Source organism: Mesorhizobium sp. M0954 (assembly GCF_040319155.1).
GTDB lineage: Bacteria > Pseudomonadota > Alphaproteobacteria > Rhizobiales > Rhizobiaceae > Mesorhizobium.
The window spans coordinates 1-12,032 of the sequence record NZ_JAMYNR010000011.1 but is presented as its reverse complement, the minus strand read 5'-3'; the positions used below and the strand labels follow the sequence as shown (position 1 = coordinate 12,032).

At 63.3% G+C, this 12,032-nt stretch carries 14 protein-coding genes; 4 read left to right on the top strand and 10 right to left on the bottom strand.

Features of this window, described 5'->3' with window-relative positions:
* From glnT to NKH93_RS16565, 10 genes are all read right to left on the bottom strand, one after another.
* A complete protein-coding gene (glnT, locus tag NKH93_RS16610) occupies positions 1-1,308 on the bottom strand; it encodes a type III glutamate--ammonia ligase (RefSeq protein WP_023673983.1) in 1,308 nt (435 codons plus the stop codon).
* 33 nt (positions 1,309-1,341) lie between these two features.
* A complete protein-coding gene (locus NKH93_RS16605) occupies positions 1,342-2,670 on the bottom strand; it encodes an FMN-binding glutamate synthase family protein (RefSeq protein ID WP_023673984.1) in 1,329 nt (442 codons plus the stop codon).
* A gap of 6 nt (positions 2,671-2,676) precedes the next feature.
* Positions 2,677-3,411 carry a GltB/FmdC/FwdC-like GXGXG domain-containing protein gene (locus NKH93_RS16600; RefSeq protein ID WP_352453795.1) on the bottom strand — a complete coding sequence of 245 codons (735 nt, stop codon included), beginning with the start codon at positions 3,409-3,411 and terminating at the stop codon, positions 2,677-2,679.
* 4 nt (positions 3,412-3,415) lie between these two features.
* A complete protein-coding gene (locus NKH93_RS16595) occupies positions 3,416-4,309 on the bottom strand; it encodes a class II glutamine amidotransferase (protein ID WP_352612295.1) in 894 nt (297 codons plus the stop codon).
* Positions 4,310-4,393: 84 nt separating this feature from the next.
* On the bottom strand, positions 4,394-4,726 hold the full coding sequence (locus tag NKH93_RS16590; RefSeq protein WP_352970933.1) for a hypothetical protein: 333 nt from the start codon (positions 4,724-4,726) through the stop codon (positions 4,394-4,396).
* The gene (locus tag NKH93_RS16585) at positions 4,723-5,403 is read right to left on the bottom strand and encodes a hypothetical protein (protein WP_352970930.1); all 681 of its coding nucleotides are present in this window, start codon (positions 5,401-5,403) and stop codon (positions 4,723-4,725) included. Before NKH93_RS16585 ends, NKH93_RS16590 begins: the two co-directional genes overlap by 4 nt.
* Positions 5,404-5,449: 46 nt before the next feature.
* Positions 5,450-6,850: an APC family permease gene (locus tag NKH93_RS16580; protein WP_352755444.1), complete on the bottom strand. Its 1,401-nt coding sequence runs from the start codon at positions 6,848-6,850 to the stop codon at positions 5,450-5,452.
* Positions 6,851-6,865: 15 nt separating this feature from the next.
* Positions 6,866-7,027 carry a hypothetical protein gene (locus tag NKH93_RS16575; RefSeq protein ID WP_023673991.1) on the bottom strand — a complete coding sequence of 54 codons (162 nt, stop codon included), beginning with the start codon at positions 7,025-7,027 and terminating at the stop codon, positions 6,866-6,868.
* 15 nt (positions 7,028-7,042) lie between these two features.
* Positions 7,043-7,420 carry a hypothetical protein gene (locus NKH93_RS16570; RefSeq protein ID WP_023673992.1) on the bottom strand — a complete coding sequence of 126 codons (378 nt, stop codon included), beginning with the start codon at positions 7,418-7,420 and terminating at the stop codon, positions 7,043-7,045.
* Positions 7,421-7,431: 11 nt separating this feature from the next.
* Positions 7,432-7,719, bottom strand: coding sequence for a hypothetical protein (locus NKH93_RS16565; RefSeq protein ID WP_352472310.1), 288 nt, complete (start codon positions 7,717-7,719; stop codon positions 7,432-7,434).
* Between the two features lie 283 nt (positions 7,720-8,002).
* On the opposite strand from NKH93_RS16565, the gene NKH93_RS16560 reads away from it, so the two are divergent.
* The 4 genes from NKH93_RS16560 to NKH93_RS16545 are packed head-to-tail and all read left to right on the top strand — an operon-like array spanning position 8,003 to position 11,759.
* Positions 8,003-9,136, top strand: coding sequence for an aminomethyl transferase family protein (locus NKH93_RS16560; protein WP_352472311.1), 1,134 nt, complete (start codon positions 8,003-8,005; stop codon positions 9,134-9,136).
* Between the two features lie 14 nt (positions 9,137-9,150).
* The gene (locus NKH93_RS16555; protein WP_352472312.1) at positions 9,151-9,747 is read left to right on the top strand and encodes a dimethylamine monooxygenase subunit DmmA family protein; all 597 of its coding nucleotides are present in this window, start codon (positions 9,151-9,153) and stop codon (positions 9,745-9,747) included.
* Positions 9,744-10,709, top strand: coding sequence for a PDR/VanB family oxidoreductase (locus NKH93_RS16550; RefSeq protein ID WP_352970925.1), 966 nt, complete (start codon positions 9,744-9,746; stop codon positions 10,707-10,709). Before NKH93_RS16555 ends, NKH93_RS16550 begins: the two co-directional genes overlap by 4 nt.
* Before the next feature lie 9 nt (positions 10,710-10,718).
* Positions 10,719-11,759 (top strand): heme-dependent oxidative N-demethylase family protein, encoded by a 1,041-nt coding sequence (locus NKH93_RS16545; RefSeq protein ID WP_352970922.1) that lies wholly within the window; start codon positions 10,719-10,721, stop codon positions 11,757-11,759.
* Positions 11,760-12,032: the final 273 nt, after the last annotated feature.

Below are 12,032 nucleotides of genomic sequence, written 5' to 3'. Positions count from 1 at the left end.
TCAGATGTCGAGCGTGTGGTCGCGCTCCCACTGGGTGAAGTGGGAAGCATAGGAATTCCATTCCTGCTGCTTGAGCTTTAGATAGGCCGACGAGAATTCCTCACCCAGCGCCGCCTTGAGCGATTTGTCGTTGTCAAACTCGCGCAACGCGTCGAGCAGGTTGAGCGGCAGCTTCGGCGCGCCCTCGACCGTATGGCCGAACTGGTACATGTCGATATCGTAGCGCCTGCCGGGGTCGGCCTTCGAGCGGACGCCGTCAAGGCCGGCGGCGATGATGACGGCCTGCAGCAGATAGGGGTTTGCCGCGCCGTCCGGCAGGCGCAGCTCGAAGCGGCCGGGGCCGGGCACGCGCACCATGTGGGTGCGGTTGTTGCCGGTCCAGGTCACCGTGTTCGGCGCCCAGGTGGCGCCGGAGATGGTGCGCGGTGCGTTGATGCGCTTGTAGGAATTGACCGTCGGGTTGGTGATGGCGGCAAGCGCGGACGCATGTTTCATGATGCCGCCGAGGAAATTCCTGCCCTTGGCCGACAGGCCGAGCTCCATCGCATTATCGGCAAAGACATTGGTCTTGCCGTCTTTGTCCCACACCGAGATATGCGCATGGCAGCCATTGCCGGTCAGGCCCTGGAAGGGTTTAGGCATGAAGGTTGCGCGCAGGCCGTGCTTTTCGGCGACCGATTTCACCATGAATTTGAAGAAGGAATGCTTGTCGGCGGTCGCCAGCGCATCGTCGAAGGCCCAGTTCATCTCGAACTGGCCGTTGGCGTCCTCGTGGTCGTTCTGGTAGGCGCCCCAGCCGAGCGCCAGCATGTGGTCGCAGATCTCGGCGATCACGTCGTAGCGGCGCATCACCGCCTGCTGGTCGTAGCAGGGCTTCGACGCCGTGTCATATTCGTCGGAAATCGTCTTGCCATCCGGCGAGATCAGGAAGAATTCGGCCTCGACGCCGGTCTTGATGTGCATGCCGTCGCCAGCAGCCTCCGCGATCAACCGCTTCAGCGTGTTGCGCGGCGCCTGCTCGACCGATTTGTCGTCCATGATGCAGTTGGCGGCGACCCAGGCGACCTCCGGCTTCCAAGGCAACTGGATCACCGAGGCCGGATCCGGCACCGCCAGCATGTCGGGATGCGCCGGCGTCAGATCGAGCCAGGTGGCAAAGCCGGCAAAGCCGGCACCGTCCCGCTGCATGTCGGCGATCGCCTGCGCCGGCACCAGCTTGGCGCGTTGTCCACCGAACAGGTCGGTGTAGGATATCATGAAATATTTGACGCCCTTTTCCTTGGCGAAGGCGGCGAGATCGTTCCCCATTATAGTTCCTCGCTTACTGGCATTTGGTTTGTCTTAGAAGCCGTTCTTGCCCGGTATCCAGTTGGTGCCGGCCAGCGGCACGCCGGCCATGGCGGCGGCTTCGATCGTCAAGGCCACAAGATCCTCGGGCTCGAGATTGTGCAGGCTGTTCTTGCCGCAGGCGCGGGCGATTGTCTGAGCCTCAAGTGTCATCACCTTAAGATAATTCGCCAGCCGTCGGCCGGCCGCAATCGGATCGACCCGTTTCATTAGCTCGGGATCCTGCGTGGTGATGCCGGCCGGGTCGCGACCCTCATGCCAGTCGTCATAGGCGCCGGCGGTGGTGCCGAGCTCGTTGTATTCCGCCTCCCAGCGCGGGTCGTTGTCGCCGAGCGCGACAAGCGCTGCCGTGCCGATCGACACCGCATCGACGCCGAGCGCCAGCGCCTTGGCGACGTCGGCGCCGTTGCGGATACCGCCGGAGACGATCAGCTGCACCTTGCGGTGCATGCCGAGATCCTGCAGCGCCTGCACGGCCGGCCTGATGCAGGCAAGCGTAGGCTGGCCGACATTTTCAATGAACACTTCCTGGGTCGCCGCAGTGCCGCCCTGCATGCCGTCGACGACGACGACATCGGCGCCCGATTTCACCGCAAGCGCGGTGTCGTAATAGGGCCGCGCGCCGCCGACCTTGACGTAGATCGGCTTTTCCCAGTCGGTGATCTCGCGCAGTTCGAGGATCTTGATCTCGAGGTCGTCCGGCCCGGTCCAGTCGGGGTGGCGCGAGGCCGAGCGCTGGTCGATGCCTTTCGGCAGCGTGCGCATTTCGGCGACGCGGTCGGAGATCTTCTGGCCGAGCAGCATGCCGCCGCCGCCTGGCTTGGCGCCCTGGCCGACGACCACTTCGATCGCGTCGGCGCGGCGCAGGTCGCGCGGGTTCATGCCGTAGCGTGACGGCAGATACTGGTAGACCAGTGTCTTCGAATGGCCGCGCTCTTCCTCGGTCATGCCGCCGTCGCCGGTCGTCGTCGAGGTGCCGGACAGCGTCGCGCCGCGGCCAAGCGCTTCCTTCGCCGGGCCGGACAGCGAGCCGAAGCTCATGCCGGCAATAGTGATCGGGATTTTCAGTTCGATCGGTTTTTTCGCATAGCGCGAGCCGAGCACGACGCTGGTGTCGCAGCGCTCGCGATAGCCTTCGAGCGGGTAGCGCGAGATCGAGGCACCGAGGAACAGAAGGTCGTCGAAATGCGGCAGCTTGCGCTTAGCGCCGGCGCCGCGGATGTCATAGATGCCGGTCGCCGCGGCGCGGCGGATCTCGGAAAGCGTGTAGTCGTCGAAGGTCGCGGATTTGCGCGGCGTCGTCGGCGGGTTGCGATAGGTCATTGAGCCTCAATACGCGTCGGCGTTGTCGATATTGAAATTGTAGAGGGTACGAGCCGAGCCATAACGCTTGAACTCCGCCGCCTTGACGCCGGTCACACCGGCGCGGTCGAGCAAGCCTTGCAGCAATTCGAGATGCTCGGGCCGCATCTCCTTGGCGATGCAGTCGGCGCCGAGGCTTTCGACCTTGCCGCGCACGAAAAGCCGCGCCTCGTAGATGGAATCGCCGAGCGCATCGCCGGCGTCGCCCAGCACCACGAGGTTGCCGGACTGCGCCATGAAGGCCGACATGTGGCCGATATTACCATGGACGACGATGTCGATGCCTTTCATCGAGATGCCGCAGCGCGACGACGCGTTGCCTTCGATGACGAGCAACCCGCCCCGGCCGGTGGCGCCGGCATACTGGCTGGCATCGCCTTTGACGACGATCTGGCCGGACATCATGTTCTCGCCGACGCCGGGCCCGGCCGAGCCATGCACGGTGATGGTGCCGCCGTCGTTCATGCCGCCGCAATAATAGCCGACGCTGCCGCGCACATCGATGGCGACCGGCTGGTCGACGCCGACGGCGACCGAATGGCTGCCTCGCGGGTGGAGCACTTCCCAGGCGGTCTCGTTCGAACCGGGCGCCAGATCGTGCAGCGCCTGGTTGAGCTCGCGCAACGACATTTCGGCCAGATCGAAGACCCGTGACGCATGGCCCGGCTCGCGAGCCGCCTTGGAGAGGTTAATTGCCGGCATTGGTTCAATGCTCCCAGAAATAGACGGTTGCGGGCTCGGGTTCCCAGACCTTCGCATTGTCTATGCCGGGCAGTTTGGTGAGCGCACGATATTCCGAGCCGAAGGCGACATACTGGTCGGTTTCGGCCATTACTGCGGGCTTGCAGGCGATCGGGTCGCGCACCACGCCGAAGCCGTTCTTGGTGCCGACGACGAAGGTGAAAAACCCGTCGAGATCACTCAGCGTGCCTTCCAGCGCCTCGCCGAGGTTCTTGCCATGCGCCATCTGCGAGGAGAGATAGGCGGCAGCGACCTCGGTGTCGTTCTCGGTCTCGAATGTCATGCCTTCGCGGATCAGCTCGCGGCGGACATTGTTGTGGTTGGACAGCGAGCCATTATGCACCAGGCACTGGTCGGCGCCGGTCGAGAACGGATGCGCGCCCATCGTCGTCACCGCCGATTCGGTCGCCATGCGGGTATGGCCGATGCCGTGGGTGCCGGTCATCTCGCGGACGCCGAAACGGTCGACGACCGCTTCCGGCAGCCCGACTTCCTTGTAGATTTCGACGACGTCGCCGGCGCCCATGATGCGGATGTCGGGGCGCAGCGTCTGGATCGCCTCGCGCGCTTCGTCGATCTTGGCAGGCATCGTCCGGACCACGGCATGCGTCGACTTCGCAGCAATGCTCACCGGCGCGCCGATTGCCTTGGCAAGTTCGGCGTCGAGGCCGCGGAAATCGCGCTCCGGCTTGGCCGACTGGATGGTGATCTTGGCTTCATTGGAGGACGCGCCATAGATGGCGATGCCGGCGCTGTCGGGACCGCGATCGCTGAGCGAGATCAGCATCTCCGACAGCATCGCGCCAAGCTGGGGCTCGAGCGACTTGTCCTTCAAAAACAGTCCGACGATTCCGCACATGTCAGCCTCCGCGAGTTTGTTCCCTCCGAGATGTATCGAATGAGTCCCGGGAATTCAATTGGTATGAAAAAAATTTTCCTGTCGTTATATATCGGCTGAGGCGCCGCCGGCCGCACTATCGCTGCGCTGGCCGCCATTGTGAACCCATCTGGCATAGCGGATGCGGGCGATCTTGTAGGCATCCAGGATCGACAGGGCATAGATCAGGAAGCCGCCGGCATGGCGTCCGACGAAGCTGGCGTCGGGCGGCGCGATCTTGGCGGTGACCCAGGCAAGGATCACCATGAAGAACAGGAATTGCAGGCCGCGCACCGGCACGCCGAGCACGACATGCCCGCTCGCCGGCAAAACGATCGCAGCGCCCAGAACCAGATAGGGGCTCGGTGGTGCGGGGGAGGTGGTGATCTGGCTGATCATGCCGCTTGCCGTTCGCTTTGATTGATGGCATCGCGCAGCGCCGAAGCCGACGACAGCAGCCTCTCGATCAGCACCGGATCGAGCCTGACCGTGCCGAATTCGGCTTGCCGGAATACGCCGTAGCGCGCCCGCTCGGCCTCGGCCAGAAGCCAGACGATGCGCACGCCGTTCGGCGTGATCAGCAATTCCTTGGCGCGCTCCTCGGCAAAGATATCGAGGTGGCCGGCGATGATGGCTTCGGGGAAGCGCACGCCCTTGCGGTCGCTCCGCAGCACCGCCTCGGCCGGAAACCCCGCCGCCTTCGGCAGCGGATGGACGAGATGATCGAAATTGGAAAAAGTCGTCGGCGATCCCGGCCGCATCATCATATCGAAAGTGCCTGGTATCGCGACCTTTTCGGTGATCGAAACGCTCAGCCAGCGCGCCGGCAGCTTCCTGATCGCCAGCGTGTCGACGATGGTCCGCACCTGCACCCGCCGGCCGTTCCACGAGCCGGCGAAGGTGACGACGCCGGCAGTGCCGTCCGAGACGTTGGCCGCGTCGGGGATGACGGCGCGGACGCCGGCTTCGTCGGCGGCAAGCTCGGTCGAAGCCTTGGCGCGGCTGGCCCGCGCAAGCCAGGCTATATGGAGGACGAGAGCCAGGGCAACCGCCCCGGCGAGCAATGCTGAGATCACCTAACCCACCTCGTCACGCAAATGCCCGCCCAGACCGGGCGGGCCGTCAGTAGCCCTGCGGCTTCGGCCACGGCATGGTGAACTGGGCGCCACGGCGCACGAATTTGTAGCGGTAGAAGTGGAACCACAGCGAGATCAGGAAGTAGAAAGCGACCATGGCGATCAGCTGCGAGCCGAAGCCGAGGAAGATCGCAAAGAAGGTGACCACGCAAAGGCAGAACAAGACGATCGCCGGCAGCGGGTGGAACGGATGGGTGTAGCCGCGGCGGATCGAGCCGAGCGGCCACTTTTTCCTGAACATGATGATGTTGATGCTCATGAAGGTGTATTGCAGCACGCCCGACAGGATCGAGAAGGTGATCGCCTGGTTGAGGTCGGCGATGAAGGCGAAGGCCAGCGCGATCGGCAGCAGAAACAGGATCGAGCGATAGGGCGTGCGGTATTTCGGATGCACCGCCGAGAACCAGGTCGGCAGATAGCGGTCGCGGCCGAGCGAAAACCAGGCGCGCGCGGCGTCGTTGATGCAGCCATTGGCGGAGGCGAGCGCGGCAAGCAGCGTCGCGATGAACAACAGGTTTTCCAGCAGCGCACTGCCGGTCAGTTTGCCCGCGTCCCACAGCGGATAATAGGTGATGCCGAGATATTCCCAGGGCATCAGCGAGGCGCAGACATACCAGGTCATGGCGGCGGCGATCAGAAGCGTGATCATGCCGGCCATCGTGCCATAGGGCAGCGAGCGCGCCGGCGAGCGCACTTCCTCGGCGGCCTGCGTGGTGCCCTCGATGCCGAGATAGTACCAGATGCCGAACTGGAAGGCGGCGATGACGCCGATCCAGCCATAGGGCAGCGCGTTGCCCGGGGTCACCAACTCGTTGAGCTTGAGCACGGCGCCTTGCGTCCACGGGCTGACCGAGAAGAACAGGATGACGATCGAGACATAGGCGATGGCAGTGATGACGAAGTTGACGTTGAGCGTCATCAGCACGCCGCGATAGTTCAGCCATGCCAGCACGACGATTGTCGCGGCGATGAAGGAATTATGGGTGAGGCCCTCGACGCCGGCTTTGGCGACGATGGTGTCGCCGAGCAGGATCGCGTCCGACACTTCGAGCATGGTGTAGGCAAAGACCAGGAACAGCGCGACGTTGAAGGCCATCAGCGGCCCGACAATGTGCTTGGCCTGCGCATATTGGCCGCCGGCGGCGGCAACCGTCGAGGTCACTTCGGAATCGATCATCGCGACCGAGGTGTAGAGCAGCCCGACGATCCAGCAGACGATCAGCGCCGCCAGCGCGCCGCCCTTGTCCGCCGCGAAATTCCAGCCGGTGAATTCGCCGACCAGAACGATGCCGACACCGAGCGCCCAGACATGGGCGGGGCCGAGCACCCTGAGCAGTGAAACCCTGTCGCCCTGCACTTGCACCGCTGGTTCAGCCGTGATCGTCATCGTTCAATCCCCCACTCAGATCCGGTGTTTTTCGGACACGGCTTCAAGTTCGCCTTCCCTGGACGAGGTCAGCATCTCTTCGGAATAGGTCGTGTCGATCTTGAACCAGTCGTAGAGCATCCACAGCGCGAGCACGATCGAGATGCCCCAGCATGCGTAAGAGAGTGCCACCCACATGACGATGCTTCCTATCTATTTGTCGCCGAACTTTTCGTCGATGACGTCGCGGTATTCGCGGTCCGATGCGCGGAACAGAAAGATGAAATAGCCGATCAGCACCGCCGCCATGATGATCAGCGTCGGCCAGTCGATGATGTAGTGGAACCGGTTCTGGATGATGTCGTGCGCGGTTTCCGGCGTGTAGCCGAGCTTTTCCCAGATCGAGGCCATGGTCGGGTTCTGGCCGAGCGCTTCCCACGTCTTGGCGTCGAGCGCGTCGATGGATTTTGCCGCCCCTGCCAGACCTAGTTTCAGCGGCAGCCACAGCGCGACGAAAATCGCGACCACGACGACGGCGATATCGAAAACCTGTCCGGCCTTGCTCTGTTCGGGCGGTGTATAGCGGGCCATGCGTCTCCCCCTCAGGACTTGCGGTTGCGGTAGGCGTCGGCGTTCTTGATGTCGAGGCCGTAGATGAAGTCCTTGTCTTCCTTGTAGTGGTTGACCATCGCCAGAATGGCGGCCGTGTTGAAGATCAGCACCGCGGCGGCGGCGACCGCGACGACGAGCTTGATGCCGGCGTCGGGGACGTATGGCCATGTCATGAACAGGACAAAGAGGATCGTCGCCCACAGGCAGACGATCAGGAGCACGGATCCACGCACGTCGGAACGGTACAACGCTTCCACGCGCTGTTGCAGGTCGGACATCGGCTTTCCCCTTTTTCAACGCCGGTCCAGGCCGGTCATTGCCCTCTTTCAAGAGAGTGAAATTTTTTTCATAAAATCCGGCCGAATTCTGGAATTGTCAAGACGATTTTACGCGACGTTAACCGTTTGTTTGAGCTCGCCGGATTTGCCTGACAATGAAATTATTTGCTTACGGGTATTGCAGGCTCCCGGCGTTTGCGATCAATATTCAAGGCAACGCTCCCGCCCGTGTGCAGGGAGCAGGGGAAAGCAAAAAAGTTTCTTTCGAACGGAGGACCAGCGGATGACGGCATCCTGGAGATTTTCGACGCTTGCGGACCGCCATCGCGCGCTCGGCTCGAAGCTCGAGGACTGGAGCGGCATGGGCACCGCCTGGACCTACGACAAGGACGCCGACGAAGAGTATATCGCGATCCGCACCAAGGCCGGCCTGATGGACGTGTCCGGCTTGAAGAAGGTCCACATCACCGGGCCGCACGCCTCGCACCTGATCGATCTGGCAACGACGCGCGACGTCGAAAAGATCTATCCCGGCAAGTCGGCCTATGCCTGCATGCTCAACGAGGCCGGCAAGTTCACCGACGACTGCATCCTCTACCGCACCGGCCCGAATTCCTGGATGGTCGTGCATGGCTCGGGCACCGGCCATGAAGAGTTGCAGCGCGCTTCCGTCGGTCGCGACGTGTCGCTGCGCTTCGACGACAATCTGCACGATCTTTCGCTGCAAGGCCCGACCGCCGTCGATTATCTGGCAAAGCATGTGCCCGGCATTCGCGACCTCAATTATTTCCACCACATGCAGACCCAGTTGTTCGGCTTTCCGGTGATGATCTCGCGCACCGGCTACACCGGCGAGCGCGGCTACGAGATCTTCTGCCGTGGCCAGGACGCCGGAACGATCTGGGACGGGATCCTCGACGAGGGCAAGAGTGCCGGCATCATCCCGTGCCGCTTCACCACGCTCGACATGCTGCGCGTCGAGAGCTACCTGCTGTTTTACCCCTACGACAATTCGCAGAAATATCCGTTCGAGAACGAAGGCCCGGGCGACACGCTGTGGGAGCTTGGTCTCGACTTCACCGTCAGCCCCGGCAAGACGGGCTTTCGCGGTGCCGAGGAGCACTACCGCCTCAAGGGCAAGGAGCGCTTCAAGATCTTCGGCGTGCTGCTCGAAGGCAAGGAGCCGGCCGACGAGGGCGCGCCGGTCTATCGCGACGGCAAAAAGGTCGGCGTGGTGACCTGCGCCATGTATTCGCCGTTGGTCAAAAGATCGATGGGCATTGCCCGGCTCGACGTCGACTGCGCGGTGCAGGGCACCAGGCTCGAGATCCGCAACAAGAGCGGCACCATCAGCGCAACCGCCGAGCCGCTTCCTTTCGATGATCCGAAGAAGACCAAGCGCACGGCGAAAGGCTGAGGCATACTGCGGGTATGGCAGCGAAAAGCATCATCAGCCGCCCGGCCTATGGGACCCTGTCTCCGCAGCCTGGCAAGCATCATCTTTTCATAGCTGATGCAGAGGGAGCGCTGGCGATTGCCGATCTGGCCGCCAAGGCACCGGCGGATTTCTTCGGTGGCGCCCACATCATCTTCATTCCCGGCCGCGACGGCAAATACGCCGATGCGCTCGAAGCACTGAAGCCGGCGCAGCTCTACCTCGGCCATTCCTTCGCCAGTGCCCTGCCGCGGCTGAAGCAGACGCTGGCCAACGCCCATATGGGCCTCAGGCTCTATCTTGCCGGCACCGAGGGGCTGATCGGCCAGGCCATGCAGGCTGCGCTGGAAGCCGGCATCGACCACACCTCTGTTCAGACCGAGCATCGCGGCTCGTTGGCGCGCCGCATGCAGTGCGTCCATTGCAAGGGCATCACCGAGAACGTGACGACGCAGCCGGCAACCTGTTCGCATTGCGGCCTCTTGCTTCTGGTGCGCGACCACTATTCGCGGCGCCTCGCCGCCTTCCAGGGCGTCTGCATCAACGCCGAGGACCGCAGCGAAATTCCTCCGACCGAGGAGGTCTTTCGATGAGCACCGGCACCACCAAGCTCGATGTCGTCGTCAGCGATGTCGTCCCGATCAACGAACTGGTGACGCGCTTTCATTTCCGACGGCGCGACGGCGAGCTTTTGCCGACCTTCTCCGGCGGCGCCCATGTCGTCGTCGAGATGCGCGATGGCGAACGCACCAGGCTCAATCCCTATTCGCTGATGGGCTCGCCGCTCGACACCCGCGAATACACCATCTCGGTGCGCCGCGACGACGCCGGCCGCGGCGGCTCGCTGTTCATGCACAGGCAGGTCCGGCCGGGCACGGAGATGGTGGTCAGCTACCCCGTCAACCTGTTCTCGCTCGATCTTCGGGCCAGGAAGCATCTGATGCTGGCCGGTGGCATCGGCATCACCCCGTTCATGGCGCAGACCGCGCAGCTGGCGGCGGAAGGCGGCAATTTCGAATTGCACTACACCTGCCGCACCGCCTCGCTCGGCACCTATGCCGATCTGCTGAGAGAGCGCTACGACCGCCGGATCAGGCTCTATTACGACGACCGCGACGAGCGCGTCGATCTCGACCGGCTGCTGTCGTCGCAGCCGCTCGGCACGCATCTCTATGTCTGCGGCCCGTCCGGCATGATCGACTGGGTGCGCGATCGCGCGGCTGCCTTAGGCTGGCCTGCCGAGACCGTGCATTTCGAGCATTTCGCGGCACCGCAGCCCGGCGCGCCCTTCGACGTGACGCTGGCGCTCAGCGGCAAGATCATCCGTGTCGACGAGCAGCAGAGCCTGCTCGAGGCGATCGAGGCGGCCGGGGTCGATCCGCCCTATCTCTGCCGCGGCGGCGTCTGCGGCCAGTGCGAGACCAACGTCATTTCGCATGACGGCAAATTCATCCACAACGACCACTGGCTGAGCGAGGAAGACCACCGTTCGGGCTGCAAGATCATGCCCTGCGTCTCGCGCTTCGAGGGCCGGTCGCTGGTGCTGCAAAGATAGGAGGCGAGCTTGGGCATCACCTTTCGCAAGGAAACGTTCCGCGACGACTTCACCTTCAGGAACAGCCCCGAGCACATCAGGCGGTTCCCGTTCCCGTTCCACGAAGACAGCTACATGTATGCCGTCAACATCGAGCCGCATGTCGCCGGGCCGAAGGGCAGCGTGCTGGAGAATTTGATCGACGTCGACGAGCACTATGTCGCCGAGATGCAGGACCGCGCCTTGGTGCTGGCCGAGGATCCGCTGCGCTGCCAGTCGCTGCCGCACATGACGCTGGCCGGCTGGGATCTGCTCGAGCTTTTGATGGAGCAGCAGGCGCTGGGCTATCCCGAGCATTTCACGCTGATCCGGGACGGCGATCGCTGGCGCTGGATCAACCGCCCGCTCGGCATCGACGACAGCTTCACCTTCGGCGACGTCTCGACGCTGCCCTATGGGCCGATGGAGTACATCACGCGGCAGAGCCAGGGCGATTTCTGCATTCTCGATCAGCGCGACGGCAATCTGTGGATGGATGCCGGCATGGTCACCACCCAGGCCGACTGGTCGCTCGATTTCGACATCGGCATGAACTTCTTCGAATGGCACGCGCCGGTGCCGCTGGCGCACGAGAAGGGGATATTCGTCCGGGCGCTGAAATTCCTCACCAACATCCAGCAGGGCAAGCCGGCGCGGCGGCTGAACTGGACGATGACCATCAATCCGCGCCTCGATACCAGCCCGGAAAACTACCACAAATGGGGTCCGGACCGCGCCACGGTGACGCCCGAAAACGTCGGCGACAAGGTCCATCTGCGCGTCGAGCTGCAGAGCTTCTGGCGGCTGCCGCGCTCGAATGCGATCGTCTTCCCGATCCGCTGCTACCTGATCAAGATGGATGAGCTGGTGACGCAGCCGAAATGGGCACGGCGCCTGCACCGCGTCATCCGCGACCTGCCCGACGAACTCGCCAACTACAAAGGCCTGACGCGCTACCGCGCGACGCTGGTCGAATGGCTGTCGAAGCTGGATGACGGGAGTGCGACGTCGCCGGGGTTCGGGCCGGATTGAGGTTCTGTTTGCGAGATTCGCGCTGCCCGTCAAGCTGCCAATCTCCCCCCAAGAGGGGGAGATGCCCGGCAGGGCAGAGGGGGGCGCCGCAGAGCGCCGGCCTTTAGCCCCCTTGCGACCAATCGAGGACGAGCTTGCCCTGCAGTTCAACGTAGCAGCGCGTGGAGGTTACGGCATGATGGGGTGGACGGCGCCCGACGGCATCGGATGTGCCAGAATGAGTTCGTTGAGATCTCAAACAAGGGAGCCGTCCGTGGAACACCTTATCCGTAT

Coding starts and splice junctions, on each gene's coding strand:
- NKH93_RS16590 (WP_352970933.1), bottom strand. CDS start 4,726: ATGATCAGCCAGATCACCACCTCCCCCGCACCACCGAGCCCCTATCTG.
- NKH93_RS16555 (WP_352472312.1), top strand. CDS start 9,151: ATGGCAGCGAAAAGCATCATCAGCCGCCCGGCCTATGGGACCCTGTCT.
- glnT (WP_023673983.1), bottom strand. CDS start 1,308: ATGGGGAACGATCTCGCCGCCTTCGCCAAGGAAAAGGGCGTCAAATAT.
- NKH93_RS16575 (WP_023673991.1), bottom strand. CDS start 7,027: ATGTGGGTGGCACTCTCTTACGCATGCTGGGGCATCTCGATCGTGCTC.
- NKH93_RS16560 (WP_352472311.1), top strand. CDS start 8,003: ATGACGGCATCCTGGAGATTTTCGACGCTTGCGGACCGCCATCGCGCG.
- NKH93_RS16550 (WP_352970925.1), top strand. CDS start 9,744: ATGAGCACCGGCACCACCAAGCTCGATGTCGTCGTCAGCGATGTCGTC.
- NKH93_RS16600 (WP_352453795.1), bottom strand. CDS start 3,411: ATGCCGGCAATTAACCTCTCCAAGGCGGCTCGCGAGCCGGGCCATGCG.
- NKH93_RS16605 (WP_023673984.1), bottom strand. CDS start 2,670: ATGACCTATCGCAACCCGCCGACGACGCCGCGCAAATCCGCGACCTTC.
- NKH93_RS16580 (WP_352755444.1), bottom strand. CDS start 6,850: ATGACGATCACGGCTGAACCAGCGGTGCAAGTGCAGGGCGACAGGGTT.
- NKH93_RS16570 (WP_023673992.1), bottom strand. CDS start 7,420: ATGGCCCGCTATACACCGCCCGAACAGAGCAAGGCCGGACAGGTTTTC.
- NKH93_RS16565 (WP_352472310.1), bottom strand. CDS start 7,719: ATGTCCGACCTGCAACAGCGCGTGGAAGCGTTGTACCGTTCCGACGTG.
- NKH93_RS16595 (WP_352612295.1), bottom strand. CDS start 4,309: ATGTGCGGAATCGTCGGACTGTTTTTGAAGGACAAGTCGCTCGAGCCC.